This is a genomic window from Geotalea uraniireducens (assembly GCF_027943965.1).
GTDB lineage: Bacteria > Desulfobacterota > Desulfuromonadia > Geobacterales > Geobacteraceae > Geobacter > Geobacter uraniireducens.
Window position 1 is genome coordinate 417,045 of the sequence record NZ_AP027151.1, and the last position, 16,319, is coordinate 433,363.

Here is a 16,319-nt window from a genome sequence, read left to right on the forward strand (position 1 = left end):
GGGCTGACATGAACAGACCAACGGGCCGGACCTTCTGAGGGGGCCCGGGGACACCGACCGACCGAGGTGTCCCACCTAACCCTGGCGAACGCCATAGGCGTTCGTCTGTATGGAGGCGTAAATGAGTATCACTTCCGCAATGTATACCGGTATCAGCGGCCTTTCCGCCAATGGTGAGGCAATGTCCGTCATCGGTAACAACATTTCCAACATCAACACCACCGGCTTCAAGTCGGGCCGGATGCTCTTCTCCGATGTCCTTTCCAGCACCATCAGTGGCGGCTCCCAGATCGGCCGCGGCGTCCAGATTCAGGCGGTGCAGAACAACTTCAGCCAGGGTTCTTTCGAGAGCACCCAGAGTTCCACCGATCTGGCGATCCAGGGGAACTCGTTCTTCATGGTGCAGAACGACAGCGGGCGCTACTACACCCGTGCCGGCGCCTTCAACTTCGACAAGGACAATATTCTGGTCAATCCCGACGGCTATCAGGTCCTCGGCTACGGGATCGTTCCCTCGTCCGGCCAGTCCGACGGTGTCCTTCAACCGATCGATCTGACCAGCTTCGCCACGACGCCACCGAAACAGACCACGGCGGTCAATATGGTGGTCAATCTTGATTCGACCCAGACCACGCCGACTCTTGCCTGGGACCCGACCAATCCAGTGGCGACCTCCAACTTCTCCAGCAGTATGTCGGTATACGATTCCCAGGGGAATGCCCATACCGCTACCGTCTATTACCGTAAAACCGGCGCCAATGCGTGGGACTGGCATGTGCTGATTCCCGATGCCACCGCGGGCAGCCCCATCGACGGCACCTTGACCTTCGATGCTACCGGAGCTCTGACGGGCCAGACTCCGGCCTCCTCGGCCGCTCAGGCCATCACTTTCCCCGGCGGGGTCGCCGCCAGCAATATTACGTTTGATATGGGGGTCAACAGCTCGACCCAGTACGCGAGTGCTTCGAGCGTCTCTTCACAGTCTCAGGACGGCTACTACCAGGGGACGCTGACCAAAGTGACCATCGACGATAAGGGCTTCGTCAACGGCGTTTACTCCAATGGTCAACTCCAGAAGCTTTACCAGGTGGCATTGGCTAGCTTCTCCTCACCGGACGGGCTTTCCAAGGTCGGCGGTACTCTCTTCGAAGAGACCCTCGACTCCGGCCAGCCGCTCGTCGCCTCGGCCAGCACCCCGGGGGTCGGCAAAATCCTCTCCAACTCCCTCGAGCAGTCGAATGTCGACATGGCGTCGGAGTTCGTTAAGATGATCACTACCCAGCGGGGCTATTCGGCCAACTCCAAGACGATTACCACTGCCGACGAGATGCTCCAGGAAGTTCTCAACCTCAAACGCTGATCCAGGCTGTCCCGGGGGGGGCTCCCCCCCCCGGGGAGACAGCAGTGCGCTGGCGCGGTACTATCCCGTTGACGGAAAAATGACAAACCGCCAAGCGTTTATTCCTTTGCGCTGGCGGGTGATCTGTTGCCGGGCTATCCCTTTATTTCTCCGCCATCTGGGGCGGTTGTTTCTTGTTGTGTTGTACCGGCCTGGTCCGGGCGATGAACCGTGCTGTGGTCGCGCTTGTCAAAACTCTGACTGTCTCCTCCCTGCTGGCGTCAGCGGTGACGCTATCGCTCTATCCCCAAATGCTTTCCCTGCCCGTAAATAACCCCGATTTCCCCTGATTTCTGCCGTTCTGGCAATTATCCCCTAACTCCGACCGGTGTCGACCGTTTCTGGCATTTCGGTTGCAGTGTTTGCATCGGTGTACAAATCCCCGATCCCAACAGACGATGAAGGAGGAGTAGATGGCTTCCAGTGATGAAAAGTCGCCGGCAGAAGGCGCTCCGAAAGACAACAAAAAAATGATTTTTATCATCATCGGCGCGGCAGTGGTTGTCGTTGCCCTTGCGTTCGTCTTTCTCTCCGGCGGCAAAAAGGATAATAAGGCTGCTGCCCCTGCCGAGGCTAAAGTGGAGCAGAAAGCGGAAGGCGGCGAGGGGGGCAAGGACGGCGCGAATGGTGGTGCGGCCAGCAATATTTTCCCCATGGAGCCGTTCATCGTCAACATCTACGATGGTCAGGAGCTTCGCTATCTGCGGGTTAAGGTCGAGTTCGAAACGGCCGGCCCCGGCGTCAAGCCTCAGATTGAAGCCCGCCAGGCTCCGTTGCGCGATGCCATCCTGGTCCTGTTGACCACCAAGACCCTCCAGGATATCCAGGACCTGCAGGGCAAAAACCAGTTGCGTGACGAGATTATGACCGCGGCCAATAAAATCCTGCCGCCCGGCACCATCAACAAAGTCTATTTCACCGATTTCGTGGTTCAGTGATCCGGAAGCACTGAGGACTGTCCATGGAGAGAATTCTCACCAAGCAAGAGATCGAGTCACTGCTGGCCGCCGTCTTCGACGGCCGGATCGAGCCGGACAAGGAACTGGCCAAGGAACAGGGCGTAGTGCATACTTACGATCTGTTCAATAGCGAGTCCCATAAGGGGTTGGTGCCGAATCTGGATATCATCTACGACAGCTTCATCCGCTATCAGCGGGGGACTCTGTCGAACCGGCTCGGGCGAATCATCGAGATCAAGAAAGTCGGCGCGGGATCATATAAGTTCGACGATTTTATTCAGACGCTGCCGTCGCCGGTCTGTATGGCCATCTACAAGGCCGATCCTCTCAAGGGGGCGGCGCTGATAGCGATTGACAGCCCGCTGGTTTTCACCATCGTCGACTGTATCCTCGGGGGTACCGGTAACTCGGCAGTGCCGAGCACCAACCGGATGTTCACCTCCATCGAGGTTTCGCTGGTGTCGAAAGTGGTCAAAGACGCCCTGGCTGACCTTGAGAAAGCCTGGGCACCCCTCTACCCGGCGAAGATGAGCCTGCTCAGGATGGAGATGAACCCTCGGCTGGTTAATATCGTCCCGCCGGAGTACCAAGTCGTGACGATGGATCTGGAAATCCATATTGACGACATTGTCGGCAGAATGATTTTCGCCGTTCCCTACATGACCATCGAGCCGATCAGGGATAAGCTCAAGTCCGGGACCCAGTTCGACCTGATGGCCATCGATCCTCAGTGGTCCTACCGTCTGTCGACGGAACTTCTGGAGGCGCCCCTCGATCTGGCGGTGGAAGTCGGCAGTGCGGTCATCAGCATGAATGACCTGCTCAACCTAACGGTCGGCGACACGATCATGCTGGGCACGCCGTGTCACAGCGACTTGGTCGTCAAGGTCAGCGGCGTGCCGAAGTTTACGGGCGCTCCGGGACTGCGGCACGGCAACAAGGCGCTGCAGATAACCAACATTATCGATAAAGGGGGGAAGCAGTGAGCGACCTCGAAAAAGAAGAGAGCAAAGACGGCGAACTGGACAAGAAGAACCTTGAGTTCATTCTTGATATCCCTCTGCAGCTGACGGTGGAACTGGGACGGACCAAAATCCTGGTAAAGGATGTGTTACAGCTTAACCAAGGGGCGGTGGTGGAACTGACCAAACTGGCGGGCGAGCCCCTGGACGTGTTTGTCAACTCCAAACTGGTCGCCCGGGGGGAAGCGGTGGTGGTCAACGAGAAATTCGGCGTCCGGCTGGTCGATATCGTCAGCCCGAACGAACGGGTGGAGAAAGTACTATGAAACGGTTTGCTGCGGTGGTGGCGGTGCTGGCCGTCCCCGCCGTTGTCCTGGCTGCTGATCAGCAGCCGGGAGGGGGTGGTTTCAGCTTTCTGGCCGTTTTCCTGCAAATGCTTGCTTCCCTGGCCCTGGTTCTCGGGGTCCTTTTTCTATTTTACTACGTCACCAACCGCTGGTTCAAGCTGGGGGCAGTCGCCAAAACGGGGGAGCGGCACATCCGCCTCGTCGAAACCCGTTATCTGGCGCCCAAGAAGTCGCTGGTGCTGGTTGAGGTTGCCGGCGAATACCTGCTGCTCGGTTCCAGCGGTGATCGGCTGAACTTCATCAAGCAAATCGACATCCTGGAAGAGATCGAGGTGGTCGAGGACGAAACGAAACGTCCGCCGTTCGCTACCGTCTTCCAGGGCACGTTTGACGCCGTCGCGGCAAAAATCACCGCCATGAAGCAGGGCCGGGCCGACACTGTCGCCCGCCACCTTCGCCGTTCATAGCACCAGGGATGGTGTCCTCCATGTCGAAACGTTTCCGTCAGCTATTCATAATCGTGTTCATCCTGCTCGGCATTGCCGGGCTGGCCGCTGCGGCTGAGCCCGTCGGACTGCCGACGCTCAGCATCGGTGTCGGAAAGGCAACCAAGCCGGGGGATTTTTCCACTGTCATCCAGATTTTCTTCCTGATGACGGTTTTGTCACTGGCGCCGGGTTTGCTGATGATGACGACCTCCTTTACCAGAATCGTCGTCGTCCTCTCGTTTCTCCGCAATGCCATGGGAACCCAGCAGTCGCCGCCCAACCAGATCATTATTGCCCTGGCGATGTTTCTCACATTCTTCGTCATGACGCCGGTCTGGCAGCAGGTCAAGACCCAGGCGATCGAACCGTACCGCGCTCAGCAGATTACCCAGCAGGAGGCACTTCAGCGGGGCGTGGTGCCGATGCGCAAGTTCATGCTCTCTCAGACCAGGGAGAAAGACCTTGCACTCTTCATTAATCTCTCGAAGATGCCGCGGCCCCGCAATGCCGACGATATTCCGACCACGACCCTGATTCCGGCATTCATGATCTCTGAGCTGCGTACTGCCTTCCAGATCGGCTTTTTGATCTATATTCCCTTTCTGGTCATCGATATGGTAGTGGCGTCGGTCCTGATGTCGATGGGGATGATGATGCTGCCGCCGGTAATGATTTCGCTGCCGTTCAAAATCCTGCTCTTTGTCCTGGTGGATGGCTGGGGGCTGGTTATTGGCTCGCTGGTCAAGAGTTTCGGCTAGCAACCGGCAGGGGCTGTCCTGACGATTGCCCGCTGCCAGAGGGGTGAACCGGCCTGGTATCACCCATGGAGACCCGGAGATGACTCCTGAACTTGTCGTGCAGCTTGCCCGGCGCAGCTTTGAAGTGACTTTGCTGTTGTCGGCCCCGCTGTTGATCGCCGGTCTGGTGATCGGTCTGCTGATCAGTATCTTTCAGGCAGTGACTTCAATCCAGGAAGCGACCCTGGCCTTCGCGCCGAAGATTATTGCCGTGATGCTGGCACTGGTAATCTTCTTCCCTTGGATGATGAGCTATATGGGCGATTTCACCCGTGAGGTCTATACGATGATCGCCACGATGCGTAACTGAGCGCGGCGACCGGCTCACTGCCATGTTTCCCTTAGCCACCCCTTTTCCCACGCCCCACGAGGTCGCCTTTTTCGCTCTTGTCCTTGGGCGGATGGCGGGCATCTTTTCCTCCATCCCGCTCTTCGGTGGCCGGCGGGTACCGATGAACATCAAGGTCGTGGTTGTCTTTGCCATGACCCTTGTCTGCTATCCGATCGTCAAGGCGAAGGCCCCGCAAATTCCAGACGACGCCTTGGCCTTCGCCATGCTGATGATTCAGGAGACTCTGGTCGGTATCTGTCTCGGCATTCTCTCTCTGGTGGTCTTTGCCGCCGTTGAATTCTGTGGCCAGATTGTCGGCGTTCAGATGGGCTTTTCCATCGTTACCGAGTTCGATCCGGCGCAGGGGTCGCAGATGTCGATCATGTCGGTGTTCCAGGAAATGCTGGCTACGCTACTGTTCGTCACGCTCGGGGTCCACCATCTCTTCATCAGTGCCCTGGTCGACAGCTACAATGTCTTGCCGGTCGGGACCTGGCACATGAGTGAGGAATTGCTGCAATTCCTCACTGTCACCATGGGAGAGGTGTTTGTCCTGGCGGTTAAACTCGCTGCGCCAGTGATGGTCTCACTCCTGGCGACGACGGTCGTCATCGGCATCATGGCCCGCTCGTTCCCGCAGATGAACGTCTTCATCGTCACCATGCCGCTCAATATCGGCATCGGGTTCCTGATCCTCGGCTTTTCTATTGCCGTGTTTTTTCACACCCTTCAGGGGGCATTCGGCAACTTGCAACTCCAACTCCAGACCCTGTTCAGGCTGATGGGGCCGGGAGGCTGACCGGCCGGCGCGCCGAGGCGGATGCATGTCAGACGAAGATAAACATTCAAAAACAGAACAACCCACCAGCAAAAAGCTTGAGGAAGCGAAGAAAAAGGGGGTGCCGCACAGCCGGGATCTTACCTCGACGGTGACCTTGATTGCCTCGGTCATTGCCCTTTATTCCACCGGCGGGTTCATGTTCTCCACCTTGAAGCGGACCAGTTACGAAATCCTCTCTTCAATGGGGACCTACCAGTTAACCGAATCTAGCGTCTACAAGCTGTTGCTCAAGATGTTGCTGGTCATGCTGAGCGTTACCCTGCCGTTCATGGTGGTGGTGGTAATCGCCGGGACGGTCACAACGCTCCTTCAGGTTGGATTTTCCCTCCAGGGCGAACGAATTACCTTCGATCTTACCAAACTCGATCCGGTCAAGAACTTCAACAAGCTGTTCAACAAGGATTCCCTGGTCGAGATGGTCAAGGCGCTTCTCAAGATGGCGATTGTTGGCTACATGGCTTACAAGATTCTTCGGGACGAAATGGACTCGATCGTTTACCTGACGGAGACGGACCTCACCGGGATCCTTGAATTCGTCAAGCAGATCTCTTTCAAGCTGGTGCTCCATACCTGCGGCGTACTGCTCATCCTCGCTACCCTTGATCTGGCGTTCGTCAAGTGGCGTTTCATCCAGAATCTGAAAATGACCAAACAAGAGGTCAAGGATGAACACAAGGAATCGGAAGGGGACCCGCAGGTCAAGGGGAAGATCAGGAGGATGCAGTTCGAGCAGGCCCAGCGGCGGCTGCGCAAGATCATTCCCACCGCCGACGTTATCGTGACCAACCCGACCCACTTTGCGGTGGCCCTGAAGTACGACCGCATGACCATGACGGCCCCGGTGGTCCTGGCCAAAGGGGCCGACTACATGGCACAGCAGATCAAGGCGATAGCCAAGGAAAACAGCGTCATGCTGGTGGAAAACCGCTTCCTTGCCCGGGAGTTGTATGCCCAGGTGAAGGAGGGACAAGAGGTTCCCGAAGCCCTTTATACTGCCGTGGCGGAGGTTTTGGCGTATGTCTACAGTCTCAAGGGCAAAATCTAGGGGGGCTCGCGTCAGTCTTTACGCCATCTTCACCCCGGTCTCCCTCTCACCATCCTCGACGTAGCGCTGCTACGCCTGCGGTGTTGCTCGCTCGGCCGCGGCGAATCTGCCGCAAATTCGGACGTGACGCTCTGCCTGGTGGTTAGTAGCCGAACTCAAAATCGAAGCCGAAAATAAAGCCCGCCCTTTGAAAAAGAGGCTTTAGGCGATTTGCCTTTCAACGTTGCCGGGAATTCTCCCGGCCTTTCTTTCTCAAGGGTGCTAACGTGTCCTCCCTTCGGCGGTTCCCGGTTGTAGTCGTCGGGTGGATCATTTATAAATAAAACGGATAATAAAAATTATATCAATCAGTATTATTTATGCTTGAGGCGAGGGAATGGCAATAACATTACGTCAACTGGAAGTGTTCGAAAAATTGGCATCCTGCGGTCACGCAACCCGGGCTGGGGAATCGCTTTTGCTCAGTCAGGCGGCGGTCAGTATGGCCATTGCCGAACTGGAACGGCTGACCGGCGGACCACTTTTCGAGCGCCGCGGGCGCCGGCTGGTACTCAACGAACGAGGCCGGATGCTTTTGCCTGAGGCCCGGCAGGTTCTGCAGCGGGTAGCGACGGTCGAGAAGATCTTGTTAGAGTCGGCGGAAGAGCCGGCCGGGGTGCTGCAGGTCGGGGCCAGTACCACCATCGGCAATTATCTGCTGCCGAGTCTGATGGGGCATTTTGCCGAACGGTATCCCAGGGCTCGGGTCCTGTTGCAGGTGGGCAACACCCACCAAGTGGAAAAGGCGGTGGAAGAGGGGGCATTGGATCTGGGGCTGATCGAAGGTTCCTGCCAGAGCCGTGAACTGGAGCAAATTCCCTGGCGCGGCGATGAACTGGTGGTGGTTGCAGGGCCTTCCCATCCCTGGAGTGGCGAGCGGCGGGCCGATCTGGCGCTCCTGGCCGGTGCGTCATGGATCGTCCGGGAGAAGGGGTCGGGGACCCGCGAGGTCTTCGAACAAGCAATGCTGGAATGTGGGATCGACTGGTCCGTGGCGCTTGAGTTGGGGCACACCGAAGCGATCAAGCGGGGGGTGGAGGCGGGTCTCGGGGTAAGCTGCCTGTCACGGCTGGCCGTGGCGCGTGAACTGGATCACGGGTGGCTGGTGGAAGTGGTGACCCCCCTGGCGCTGCGGCGGACGCTGATGCTGCTTCATCGGCCGAGTCGCTACCGGACGCCGCTGTTCAGCGCGTTTCTTGCCATGCTTGCGGCGGCGGGAGACCGGCGGAAGGATGAGCCGGCATAGTGCCGGACAGATACAAAAAGAGGCCGGCGGGAATGCGCCGGCCTCTTTGACTTCAGTTGGTTATTGGATGGGGGGTAGTATCCGAATTGGGTGGCAGGATCGGATAGACCTCCTTCGGTTGCTTGCCGGTGAGGCTGGTGAGGAATGCTGTGATCGACGTTGCCTCTGCCTCGTTCAGCGAGATGCCGAGCTGGGCGGAACCCATGATCTTGACGGCATCTTCCAGTTTCCAGACCTTGCCCGAATGGAAGTAGGGGGGGGTCAAGGCAACGTTGCGCAGCGAGGGTGACCGGAAAACGTACTTGTCGCTGGCGGTGTTGGTTACCTTGAAGCGGCCGGTATCCGCCACCGGTCTGATATCGGTGCCGGGGACCTCGTGGACGCCAAACGGGAAATAACCGCCGCCACCGACGTTGATGCCGTTGTGGCAGGCAGCGCACCCTTTGCTGATGAAGAGGGCGAGCCCCTCCTGCTGTTTGGCGGAAAGCGCCTTGTGGTTTCCCTTCAGGTAATGGTCGAACGGGGCGTCGGGGGTGAGGAGCGTCGCTTCATAGACTTCGATGGCTTTGGCGACGTTGTCGAAGGTGATCGGTTCCCGCTGACCGGGGAAGGCCTTTTTGAACAGCGGAGCGTAACCCGGGATGCTCTTCAGGGTCTCAACTAGCCGATCCGGCTTATTGTTCATTTCCACCGATGCCTGGACCGGTCCCTTGGCCTGGGCTTCCAGATCCTCCGCCCGGCCGTCCCAGAACTGGGCGATGTTGAATACCGCATTCAGAACGGTTGGCGAGTTGCGCGGTCCTTTCTGCCAGCCGTGGCCGATGGCGGTTTCCTGAAGATCGCCGCCCGCCAGCCCGACGTTGTGGCAGGTATTGCAGCTGATTAACTGGGATGCCGATAACCGGGGATCGAAGTAAAGCATCTTGCCCAACGTAACCTTGGTGGGATTGGCAGGATTGCCTTTCATAGCGGGGGCCTTTGCCGGGATCGGCTTGAAAAGGCCTTGCGCCCGTTTCATGATGTCTTCTTTCCCCGAGGCTGCACCGGCTACCAACGCCAATGCCAACGCCAACGAGATCGTCTTCGCGTTCGTCCTTGTTCCTCCTTAATATGAAATTGCACATCTGGGTATGAGTATAATCGATAATTTACGCTGCACAAGGGGGCCGTTCCGGTCCGCCGCGTATACGTCCCCGTCGCTTACCGGGAAGCGGGGCCGCGGCGAACCTGGGCAAATCCCCGGGGCCGAAGCCAGCGGGCGAACGCCGTTCGGACTTTTTGTGCGGAAATGGCCAGATAGCGACGTGCCGCGACCGTTGGTTCGTCGAGCGGCAATCCTTGTTCGACGCGCTCGAGAAGGCCCATGGCGATCTGCCCGGTATCGGCTTGGGCGAGGGGGATCTGCCGCAGCAAGAGGGTCTTGGCCTGTTCCAGCTCGGCGGCCGTGACCGGTTGTCGCTGCAGGTCGCTAATGACCCGCTGGACGATGAGTTTGGCCCGTTCCGCATTGCGGGGATCGCAACCGTAAACGACCCCGAACAGGGAACGGTTTTTTCCCGCTTCGAGAAAGGCCTCGACGGTGTAGACCAGGCCGGTGCGCTCCCGCAGCTCCCGGTAGAGGCGGGTGGCGTAAAAGCCCCCCGACAGGACATGGAGGCCAACCTGGAGCGGGTAATAATCGGGGTCGGTACGGCGCAGGCCGAGGGTTTCGGCCATGGTGACCTCATCCTGGACCCGCCCGGGATCAGGGACGGAAACCGTTGCTACCCGGTTGGCCGGAACGGCCGGGAGGTCGGTCTGCGGGGGGGGACCGGCGGCCCGCCAGTCGCCGAAGTACCGCTCGACCAAGCTTTTGGCCTTTTCCGGAGTAATGGCACCGATGGCGACAATGGTCGTCATGTCGGGGCGAAAGACCGTCTGGTAGTAATTCCGGACATCGGCCAGGGTTAACCGGTTCACCGTGTCGGGTGTTGCCTGGCGCAGGGCGGGATCGTGGGCGGGGAAAAGTGCCTCTCGCAATGCCCGTTGGGCCAGGTAGCCGGGGCTCTTCAGCTCTCCGGCCAGCGAGGCGGCCGTTTCCCGGCGGACGATCGAAAAGGCTGGTTCGGGCAGGACCGGATGGAGCAGGTTATCGGCGAGCAGGGCAATTCCCCGCTCGCTGTAGTCGGCCAGCACCTGCAATGAAAAGCTCGTGCCGATCTCGGCCTCGGCAGCGATGTCGTCCAACGCCTTCTGGAAGGCGAGTCGGTCCAGAGTCGTTGTGCCGTAAGAGAAGAGGCCGTCAAGCAGGTCGGCTGTCCCCTCTTTGCCCGGTGCCGTTTCCAGGTCGGGGTTGTTCTTGACTTGGCCGATGAAGGTCACGGAATTGCTGATGGTGGTCGGCACTACCAGCAGCCGCAGGCCGTTGGCCAGGGTGAAGTCGGCTGGTGCCGGCGGGGCAGGGGGCGGACCGGGGAGCTTGGTGATCTGCCTGGCCCAAGGGGGAAGGCGGACAGCCCGGGCCTGCCTGGGCGTGAATGATTCCCGGCCCCGGCTTTTGCCGCCGGCGATCGGCGTGCCGGCGGGCTGTGGCGTCAGGACGGCGGTAAGGGCCGTGTCGTTCTGCAGGTATTCCCGGGCGACCCGGTTGACGTCGGCAACGCTGACCCGGGCAATTGCCAGCCGGTCGTCATCGGGAGAATTCCGCCCCTCCACTGCCAGGGCCTGGGACCAGGCGTCGGCAAGCCCGGTCAGCGAATTTTTCTGGAATTCGGCCTGGGCCGCTTCATGCCTCTTGGCTGCCTCGACCAGTTCGGCAGGGAAACCTTCCTTGAGATAGGTGGCGACGATCCCTTTCAGTTCCGCAATCAGCCGGGTGCCGTCGCCACCCTGGGGAAAGGCGGCCATGGCGTAACCCACTCCGGCATGGGGGAGCGGGTTGGCGCTGAACCCGGCAAATAACGCCTTTCCGTCGGGAACCAAGCCATAGATCTTTCCCCGCTCGCTGGCCAGAATGTCGGCCAGTATCTGGCCGGGCGCATAATCGGGGCTGTCGTAGCCGGGGAGGCGGTAGGCGACGACGGCCAGCCCGTAGGGAAGATCGGAAGTTCCGTCGAACGAGCCGGGCTTGAGGGGGCGTAGTTCGCAAGGGGCCCGGGTCGGAAGTGGTCGGCCGGCAATGGAGCCGAAGAGCCGTTTGACGGTAGTCAGGGTTGCTGCCGGGTCAACGTTGCCGACAATGACGAGAATGGCGTTGTTTGGGGCATACCAGTCCCGGTGAAATCGGCGCAGCATGGCGGCGCTCGTCCGGTCAAACGACGGCCGGGTGCCGAGGGCGTCGTGGGCGTAAGGGGTGCCGGCGAACAGGTGCGCCAGGATTTTGATACTCAGCCGATATTCGGGGTCCGATAGATCCTGGACCACTTCCTGTTCAATGGCTCCTCGCTCTTTGCGCCATAGGCGTTCCGTGCCGAGGATCGCCCGCATCCGCACGGCCTCCACATGGAGGGCGGTCTCCAGTGCCTCGGCGGGCACGGTAAAGAAATACTGGGTGATTGTCTGCTGGGTATCAGCGTTGAAATCTCCCCCCATGGCAGCGATGAGGGTCGCCAGCTGATCGGCCGAAAGGCCGGGACTGCCGCGGAACATCATGTGCTCCAAGGCGTGGGCGGTGCCGGGGAAGCCGACCGGTGCCTCGTCGGAACCGACCAGATAGTTGAGCTGGGTGGTCACTGCCGGGGCCAGGGTGTTGCGGACAATAACCACCCGCAGGCCGTTGCCGAGGGTTGACCGCACAACTTCATCGGCCGAAGCGGCGGCGACCAGAAACAGGACAAGCAGTACGGCCAGCAGGGCGCTGCCGCAGCGGTCAGCGTGACGTCTCATAACTCAGACCTCGCTCTTGATGATACCCTGCGGTCACGGCAATGACCGCAGGGTCCCCTGTTCCGTCTCAAGGGGGAGCAGCCAGCTCTTGAAATAGCGATAGGGGCGAATACGCAGGTCTTTGCCGAAATTGAAGCGGGGCGACAGGTTGATCTGCGAGTCGGTAATATAGAGGTAGCCGTCGGGTGAAATCGCCAGGCTGTCGGGCCAGTGGATGAGACTATCCTGGACGATGGTCGCAAGCGGCTTTCCGGGCCGGTACTCCTTGACGGCATGGTCTTCGAGACTGGTGACGAACAGGTTGCCGCTACCATCCATCACCATCCCGTCGGCCGCGCCGGTTTCCGTCAGTCGTTCCACATGCTTTGCCAGTTCCGTCGGACTGAGTTTGGGGTCACGCAGATAGACGGTCTTGATCCGGTAAAGCGTTCGGGCGGTCAAAGCGTGATAGTATAGGTATTCCCCGGCAGGGTCGAGGGCGATGCCGTCGGCGTTGATCTGCGGCACCTGCCCCGTGCTGTCCCGCAGCTCCCGGCCGTCGATCTTCGGTACATAATCGGGCTCGGCCTTGGTCGACGGATGGTCCGCCAGAAGCCGGCGGCTCGTTCCGGTCGCCAGGTCGACGACAACCAGGGCGCCGGTGCCCGAATCGGTCAGGTAGGCAATGTTGCGGCCAGTGTCGATCCGGACGTCGTTCAGGTAACTGTGCGAGAGGGCGATTTCCGGGCCGAACGGGATGACCTGCTCCACCGTGGCGGAGTCGATGTTGACCTTGAGCAGCTTGGCTCCGTGCGGCACTACTCCGCTGAAGCCCGGCGAGGCGGCGTCCAGGATCCAGAGACGGTCGTTCCGATCAATGAAGACGCTCTGCACGCAGACGAAATGCGCCTCCGGATGGGTTGCTTCGTCCCTTCCCCAGCGATTCCACCCCTCGTCGGGGAAGGGACGGGTTGTTCCGTCAGGCAGGACCTCGGCCACCGAATAGAGCGGGTCCTTGCCCCAGCGGGGGAAGTTGACGAACAGCCGGCCGGTGGCGGAAAGGGCGATGCCGGTTACCTGGTCGTTGAAAAGCGGGAATTCGTAAAGCGCTCCCCCCGGAATCGGCCGGGCCGCATCGTGGCTCATCGGGTTGAGGGCGCATCCTCCCCAACAGAGGGTGGCGAGCATGACGGCGCAGAAAAAGCTCCTCACTGGCTGCTGTCGTTGGCGCATGGTCTGACTCCCCGGTCAATAGTTGTGGATCTGCCGTGCCAGTTCGGCGTCGAGTCGGTCGTAACGCGCTGCCAGCTCCGCAGGGTCGGCTGGCGGTGCGGTCCGGAGCGTGTTTACCTGGTTCCGCATGACGATGATTTTCCGGGCGGTTGCCCGATCGATCAGGGCGTTTTTGGCCGCCCTGGTCAGGGCCGTTGCCGCCAACTCAAGTTCCTGGCCGGCTTCGGCAGCATTTCCCATCGTCAGTTGATACGACGCCGCATAGGCAAGATACATTTTGGCATTGAGCAGGTCGTCTTCGGCGGTCAAGGTCGTTTCGCTTTCGTCCCAGTGGGTGTCCAGATAGGCGGCTGCCCGTTCGGAGAGCGCTTTGGCCTTTTCCCATGCCGACCTGACAACCGCCTCGGTGGCCGTGCCGTGCTGATTGAGTTGTTGCTCAAGCTGGCGGACCTCGCCGGTCAGGACGGCAACCCGCTCTTTTCCCCAGACTGCCGTCGTGCCGCTTGCCTGCTCCAGGTATTCCCGGGCCTGGGTGATATAGGCGCGTGCTTCGTCGATCTTGCCGGCCAAGAAGGACTGGTGAGCCCGGTAGAGGCTCTGGCGGGCCAGATAGAGCGGTGAATGGACGACTGCGGAAATGACCCGAACCCGTTTGATCGCCAGTTGCAGGGCTTTAGCGGCCTTGCCAGTTGCCCCCCGCGCCAGATCGCGGCGGGCGGCGATCAGCGACTGCTCGGCCTCGGCAAGCGGACGTTCAACCTCCACCACCTCCAGGCTCCGGTCTGCCAGGGTCAGTTCAGCGGCTGCGCCGCCCTTGTCGCCGTGTTCCAGGTGCTTGCGTGCTGCGGCGACGTGCCGGCGAGCCTTGTCGACCGAGAAGTAATCGGCGATCTCATCCAGGGCGGTATCGACCTGAGTGAGATCGCGCTGGACGGAGATGATCGGCTCGTGGCGCAAATCCAGCCGGGCAATGGCGAGCCGGTTGCGGGCGGTAGCCGTTGACAGGTTGAGACGCAAGGTATCGATCAGCCGGATCGCTTCGTTGAGTTGGCCGGTGGCCGCGCCGGTCGCCTTCCGGGACAAATCGTCCGCAGCCTGGACAATTCCGCGGAGGATCATCACCGCAGTACGATCAATGACACTTGTTTCGTCGTTGGGGATGCTCCGGTACAGGCCGGCGGTATTACCGGCCGCCGGCGCCTGGGGGGCCGCCACTGCGCCCGGCGCAGCGGCAAGCAAGAGCATGAGGGCAAATTTGCCGATCTTGATGGGGACTTTCATTGGGCACCTTCCTTTCTGGCGGCGCTGCTTCGGCGAACCGGCACCGCGATAAGGCGATCCGCAGCTTTCTTGACGCTACGAACCGGAAAGCGTCACAAAGAAGCTTGCACTGCCGCGTTTCAACAGCAGCAGAACGGGGTGCCCCGCAGGAGTGCCGGAGACGAGCCGGTTATAGTCGGCCAGGTTCCGCACCGGTTGGCGGTTCACCTCTTTGATGATGTCGCCGGCCTGGATCCCTGCCGCTTCGGCGAGGCCTCCCGGAGTTACCCCGAGTACCGCGACCCCCCCCCCGTGCCGAAGCCCGAGCGACTTGCGCACCGCCGGGGTGAGGTCGGAGAGCTTCATGCCGAAACTCTGGGCCGGCGTGGCGCTCTGCGCGGCAAGCCGCTGCTCGGTCAATTCTTCCACCTTGACGGTCAGTTGCTCCTTTTTGCCGTTGCGGAGCACGGCTACGGGCACTTCCGTGCCGACGGCCGTTTCTGCGACCAGGCGCGGCAGGTCGGCGGCGCCCTTCACGTCATGACCGGCAAAGCTGATGATGATGTCGCCACGCTTCACTCCCGCCCGTTCGGCCGGACCGCCGGCCAGGACGTCGGAAACCAGCGCGCCGGTCGGCTCTTTGAGGCCGAAAGAGGTGGCAATGGCCGGGGTAACGGTCTGGATGCTGACGCCGATCCAGCCGCGAATGACCTTGCCCTTTTCGCGCAACTGGCTGACGATCGATTTTGCCAGATTGCTCGGGATGGCAAATCCCAATCCCTGGCCGCCGGGGACAATGGCGGTGTTGATGCCGATCACCTCCCCTTTGAGATTGACGAGGGGCCCGCCGCTGTTGCCGGGGTTGATCGGTGCATCAGTCTGGAGGAAGTCGTCGTAGGGTCCCGAGCCGATAACCCGACCGGTGGCGCTGATGATCCCCTGCGTCACCGTCTGTTCCAGGCCAAAGGGATTGCCGACGGCGATAACCCAGTCGCCGACCCGCATGGCATCAGAATCGCCGAGGACCAGCACCGGCAGATTTTCAAAAGTTGAGGAAATTTTGATCAGGGCGAGATCGGTCTTTTTGTCGCGGCCGATTACCTTGGCCTTGAATTCTCGGCCGTCGGAGAGTTTCACCTTGATTTCGTCCGCATTGTCGACCACATGGTTGTTGGTGAGGATATAGCCGTCCCGGTCGATGATGATGCCGGAGCCGAGGCTTTGCTGCTTCAGCTCCCGATCAGGGACATTGCCGAAGAACTTCTTGAAGAAGTCGCCGAACGGTCCCTGGTCCTCGCCACCGAAAAACTGGCCGAAAGGGTTGCCCGGCACCCGCACTGTCGTCGTGGTGCTGATATTGACCACCGCCGGCTTCACCTTACTGGCCAGATCGGCAAAGGATTGGGGAAAGCCGACAAACTCGGTCTTGCCCCGGTTGTCGCAGCCTCCTTGCATGATCAGGAGACAGACCAGTGCTACGGAGCAGAGCATGATCTTGCTTAACCGGTGAAGAACGCCATTTCTCATAA

Annotated in this window: 15 protein-coding genes; 10 read left to right on the forward strand and 5 right to left on the reverse strand. The window is 60.1% G+C overall.

The window, feature by feature from the left end; all coding sequences use genetic code 11:
• Nucleotides 1-121 precede the first annotated feature (121 nt).
• The 10 genes from flgF to QMN23_RS01995 all read left to right on the forward strand — a co-directional run bounded on the left by flgF (nucleotide 122) and on the right by QMN23_RS01995 (nucleotide 8,454).
• Nucleotides 122-1,360: a flagellar basal-body rod protein FlgF gene (flgF, locus tag QMN23_RS01950; RefSeq protein WP_282001443.1), complete on the forward strand. Its 1,239-nt coding sequence runs from the start codon at nucleotides 122-124 to the stop codon at nucleotides 1,358-1,360.
• A gap of 452 nt (nucleotides 1,361-1,812) precedes the next feature.
• Nucleotides 1,813-2,337, forward strand: a complete 525-nt coding sequence (locus QMN23_RS01955; RefSeq protein ID WP_282001445.1) for a flagellar basal body-associated FliL family protein — start codon at nucleotides 1,813-1,815, stop codon at nucleotides 2,335-2,337.
• Nucleotides 2,338-2,360: 23 nt separating this feature from the next.
• Complete coding sequence (gene fliM / locus QMN23_RS01960; protein WP_282001446.1) at nucleotides 2,361-3,344, forward strand: flagellar motor switch protein FliM; 984 nt, start codon at nucleotides 2,361-2,363, stop codon at nucleotides 3,342-3,344.
• On the forward strand, nucleotides 3,341-3,646 hold the full coding sequence (fliN, locus tag QMN23_RS01965; protein ID WP_282001447.1) for a flagellar motor switch protein FliN: 306 nt from the start codon (nucleotides 3,341-3,343) through the stop codon (nucleotides 3,644-3,646). The genes fliM and fliN overlap by 4 nt, the downstream gene beginning before the upstream one ends.
• Entirely contained in the window at nucleotides 3,643-4,134 is a 492-nt protein-coding gene (gene fliO / locus QMN23_RS01970) for a flagellar biosynthetic protein FliO (RefSeq protein WP_282001448.1), read from the forward strand. Before fliN ends, fliO begins: the two co-directional genes overlap by 4 nt.
• 20 nt (nucleotides 4,135-4,154) lie before the next feature.
• Nucleotides 4,155-4,913: a flagellar type III secretion system pore protein FliP gene (fliP, locus tag QMN23_RS01975; protein WP_282001449.1), complete on the forward strand. Its 759-nt coding sequence runs from the start codon at nucleotides 4,155-4,157 to the stop codon at nucleotides 4,911-4,913.
• A 79-nt stretch (nucleotides 4,914-4,992) separates the two neighbouring features.
• Nucleotides 4,993-5,262, forward strand: a complete 270-nt coding sequence (gene fliQ / locus QMN23_RS01980) for a flagellar biosynthesis protein FliQ (RefSeq protein WP_282001450.1) — start codon at nucleotides 4,993-4,995, stop codon at nucleotides 5,260-5,262.
• 22 nt (nucleotides 5,263-5,284) lie between these two features.
• Nucleotides 5,285-6,082: a flagellar biosynthetic protein FliR gene (gene fliR, locus QMN23_RS01985; protein WP_282001451.1), complete on the forward strand. Its 798-nt coding sequence runs from the start codon at nucleotides 5,285-5,287 to the stop codon at nucleotides 6,080-6,082.
• A 25-nt stretch (nucleotides 6,083-6,107) separates the two neighbouring features.
• Complete coding sequence (gene flhB / locus QMN23_RS01990) at nucleotides 6,108-7,169, forward strand: flagellar biosynthesis protein FlhB (RefSeq protein ID WP_282001452.1); 1,062 nt, start codon at nucleotides 6,108-6,110, stop codon at nucleotides 7,167-7,169.
• A gap of 376 nt (nucleotides 7,170-7,545) precedes the next feature.
• Nucleotides 7,546-8,454: a LysR substrate-binding domain-containing protein gene (locus QMN23_RS01995; RefSeq protein WP_282001453.1), complete on the forward strand. Its 909-nt coding sequence runs from the start codon at nucleotides 7,546-7,548 to the stop codon at nucleotides 8,452-8,454.
• Between the two features lie 52 nt (nucleotides 8,455-8,506).
• On the opposite strand, the gene QMN23_RS02000 is transcribed toward QMN23_RS01995, so the two are convergent.
• The 5 genes from QMN23_RS02000 to QMN23_RS02020 form a co-directional block, all read right to left on the reverse strand.
• Nucleotides 8,507-9,472 carry a cytochrome-c peroxidase gene (locus QMN23_RS02000; protein ID WP_282001454.1) on the reverse strand — a complete coding sequence of 322 codons (966 nt, stop codon included), beginning with the start codon at nucleotides 9,470-9,472 and terminating at the stop codon, nucleotides 8,507-8,509.
• A gap of 182 nt (nucleotides 9,473-9,654) precedes the next feature.
• On the reverse strand, nucleotides 9,655-12,318 hold the full coding sequence (locus QMN23_RS02005; protein ID WP_282001455.1) for a M16 family metallopeptidase: 2,664 nt from the start codon (nucleotides 12,316-12,318) through the stop codon (nucleotides 9,655-9,657).
• Between the two features lie 33 nt (nucleotides 12,319-12,351).
• On the reverse strand, nucleotides 12,352-13,530 hold the full coding sequence (locus QMN23_RS02010) for an L-dopachrome tautomerase-related protein (RefSeq protein ID WP_282001456.1): 1,179 nt from the start codon (nucleotides 13,528-13,530) through the stop codon (nucleotides 12,352-12,354).
• Between the two features lie 15 nt (nucleotides 13,531-13,545).
• Nucleotides 13,546-14,811: a YfdX family protein gene (locus QMN23_RS02015; RefSeq protein ID WP_282001457.1), complete on the reverse strand. Its 1,266-nt coding sequence runs from the start codon at nucleotides 14,809-14,811 to the stop codon at nucleotides 13,546-13,548.
• 75 nt (nucleotides 14,812-14,886) lie between these two features.
• Entirely contained in the window at nucleotides 14,887-16,317 is a 1,431-nt protein-coding gene (locus tag QMN23_RS02020; protein ID WP_282001458.1) for a DegQ family serine endoprotease, read from the reverse strand.
• Nucleotides 16,318-16,319 lie beyond the last annotated feature (2 nt).

Excerpts from the sequence above, each read along its gene's own strand:
- flgF (WP_282001443.1), top strand. The coding sequence starts at position 122 with ATGAGTATCACTTCCGCAATGTATACCGGTATCAGCGGCCTTTCCGCC.
- QMN23_RS01955 (WP_282001445.1), top strand. The coding sequence starts at position 1,813 with ATGGCTTCCAGTGATGAAAAGTCGCCGGCAGAAGGCGCTCCGAAAGAC.
- fliM (WP_282001446.1), top strand. The coding sequence starts at position 2,361 with ATGGAGAGAATTCTCACCAAGCAAGAGATCGAGTCACTGCTGGCCGCC.
- fliO (WP_282001448.1), top strand. The coding sequence starts at position 3,643 with ATGAAACGGTTTGCTGCGGTGGTGGCGGTGCTGGCCGTCCCCGCCGTT.
- fliP (WP_282001449.1), top strand. The coding sequence starts at position 4,155 with ATGTCGAAACGTTTCCGTCAGCTATTCATAATCGTGTTCATCCTGCTC.
- fliQ (WP_282001450.1), top strand. The coding sequence starts at position 4,993 with ATGACTCCTGAACTTGTCGTGCAGCTTGCCCGGCGCAGCTTTGAAGTG.
- fliR (WP_282001451.1), top strand. The coding sequence starts at position 5,285 with ATGTTTCCCTTAGCCACCCCTTTTCCCACGCCCCACGAGGTCGCCTTT.
- flhB (WP_282001452.1), top strand. The coding sequence starts at position 6,108 with ATGTCAGACGAAGATAAACATTCAAAAACAGAACAACCCACCAGCAAA.
- QMN23_RS01995 (WP_282001453.1), top strand. The coding sequence starts at position 7,546 with ATGGCAATAACATTACGTCAACTGGAAGTGTTCGAAAAATTGGCATCC.
- QMN23_RS02000 (WP_282001454.1), bottom strand. The coding sequence starts at position 9,472 with ATGAAACGGGCGCAAGGCCTTTTCAAGCCGATCCCGGCAAAGGCCCCC.
- QMN23_RS02005 (WP_282001455.1), bottom strand. The coding sequence starts at position 12,318 with ATGAGACGTCACGCTGACCGCTGCGGCAGCGCCCTGCTGGCCGTACTG.
- QMN23_RS02010 (WP_282001456.1), bottom strand. The coding sequence starts at position 13,530 with ATGCGCCAACGACAGCAGCCAGTGAGGAGCTTTTTCTGCGCCGTCATG.
- QMN23_RS02015 (WP_282001457.1), bottom strand. The coding sequence starts at position 14,811 with ATGAAAGTCCCCATCAAGATCGGCAAATTTGCCCTCATGCTCTTGCTT.
- QMN23_RS02020 (WP_282001458.1), bottom strand. The coding sequence starts at position 16,317 with ATGAGAAATGGCGTTCTTCACCGGTTAAGCAAGATCATGCTCTGCTCC.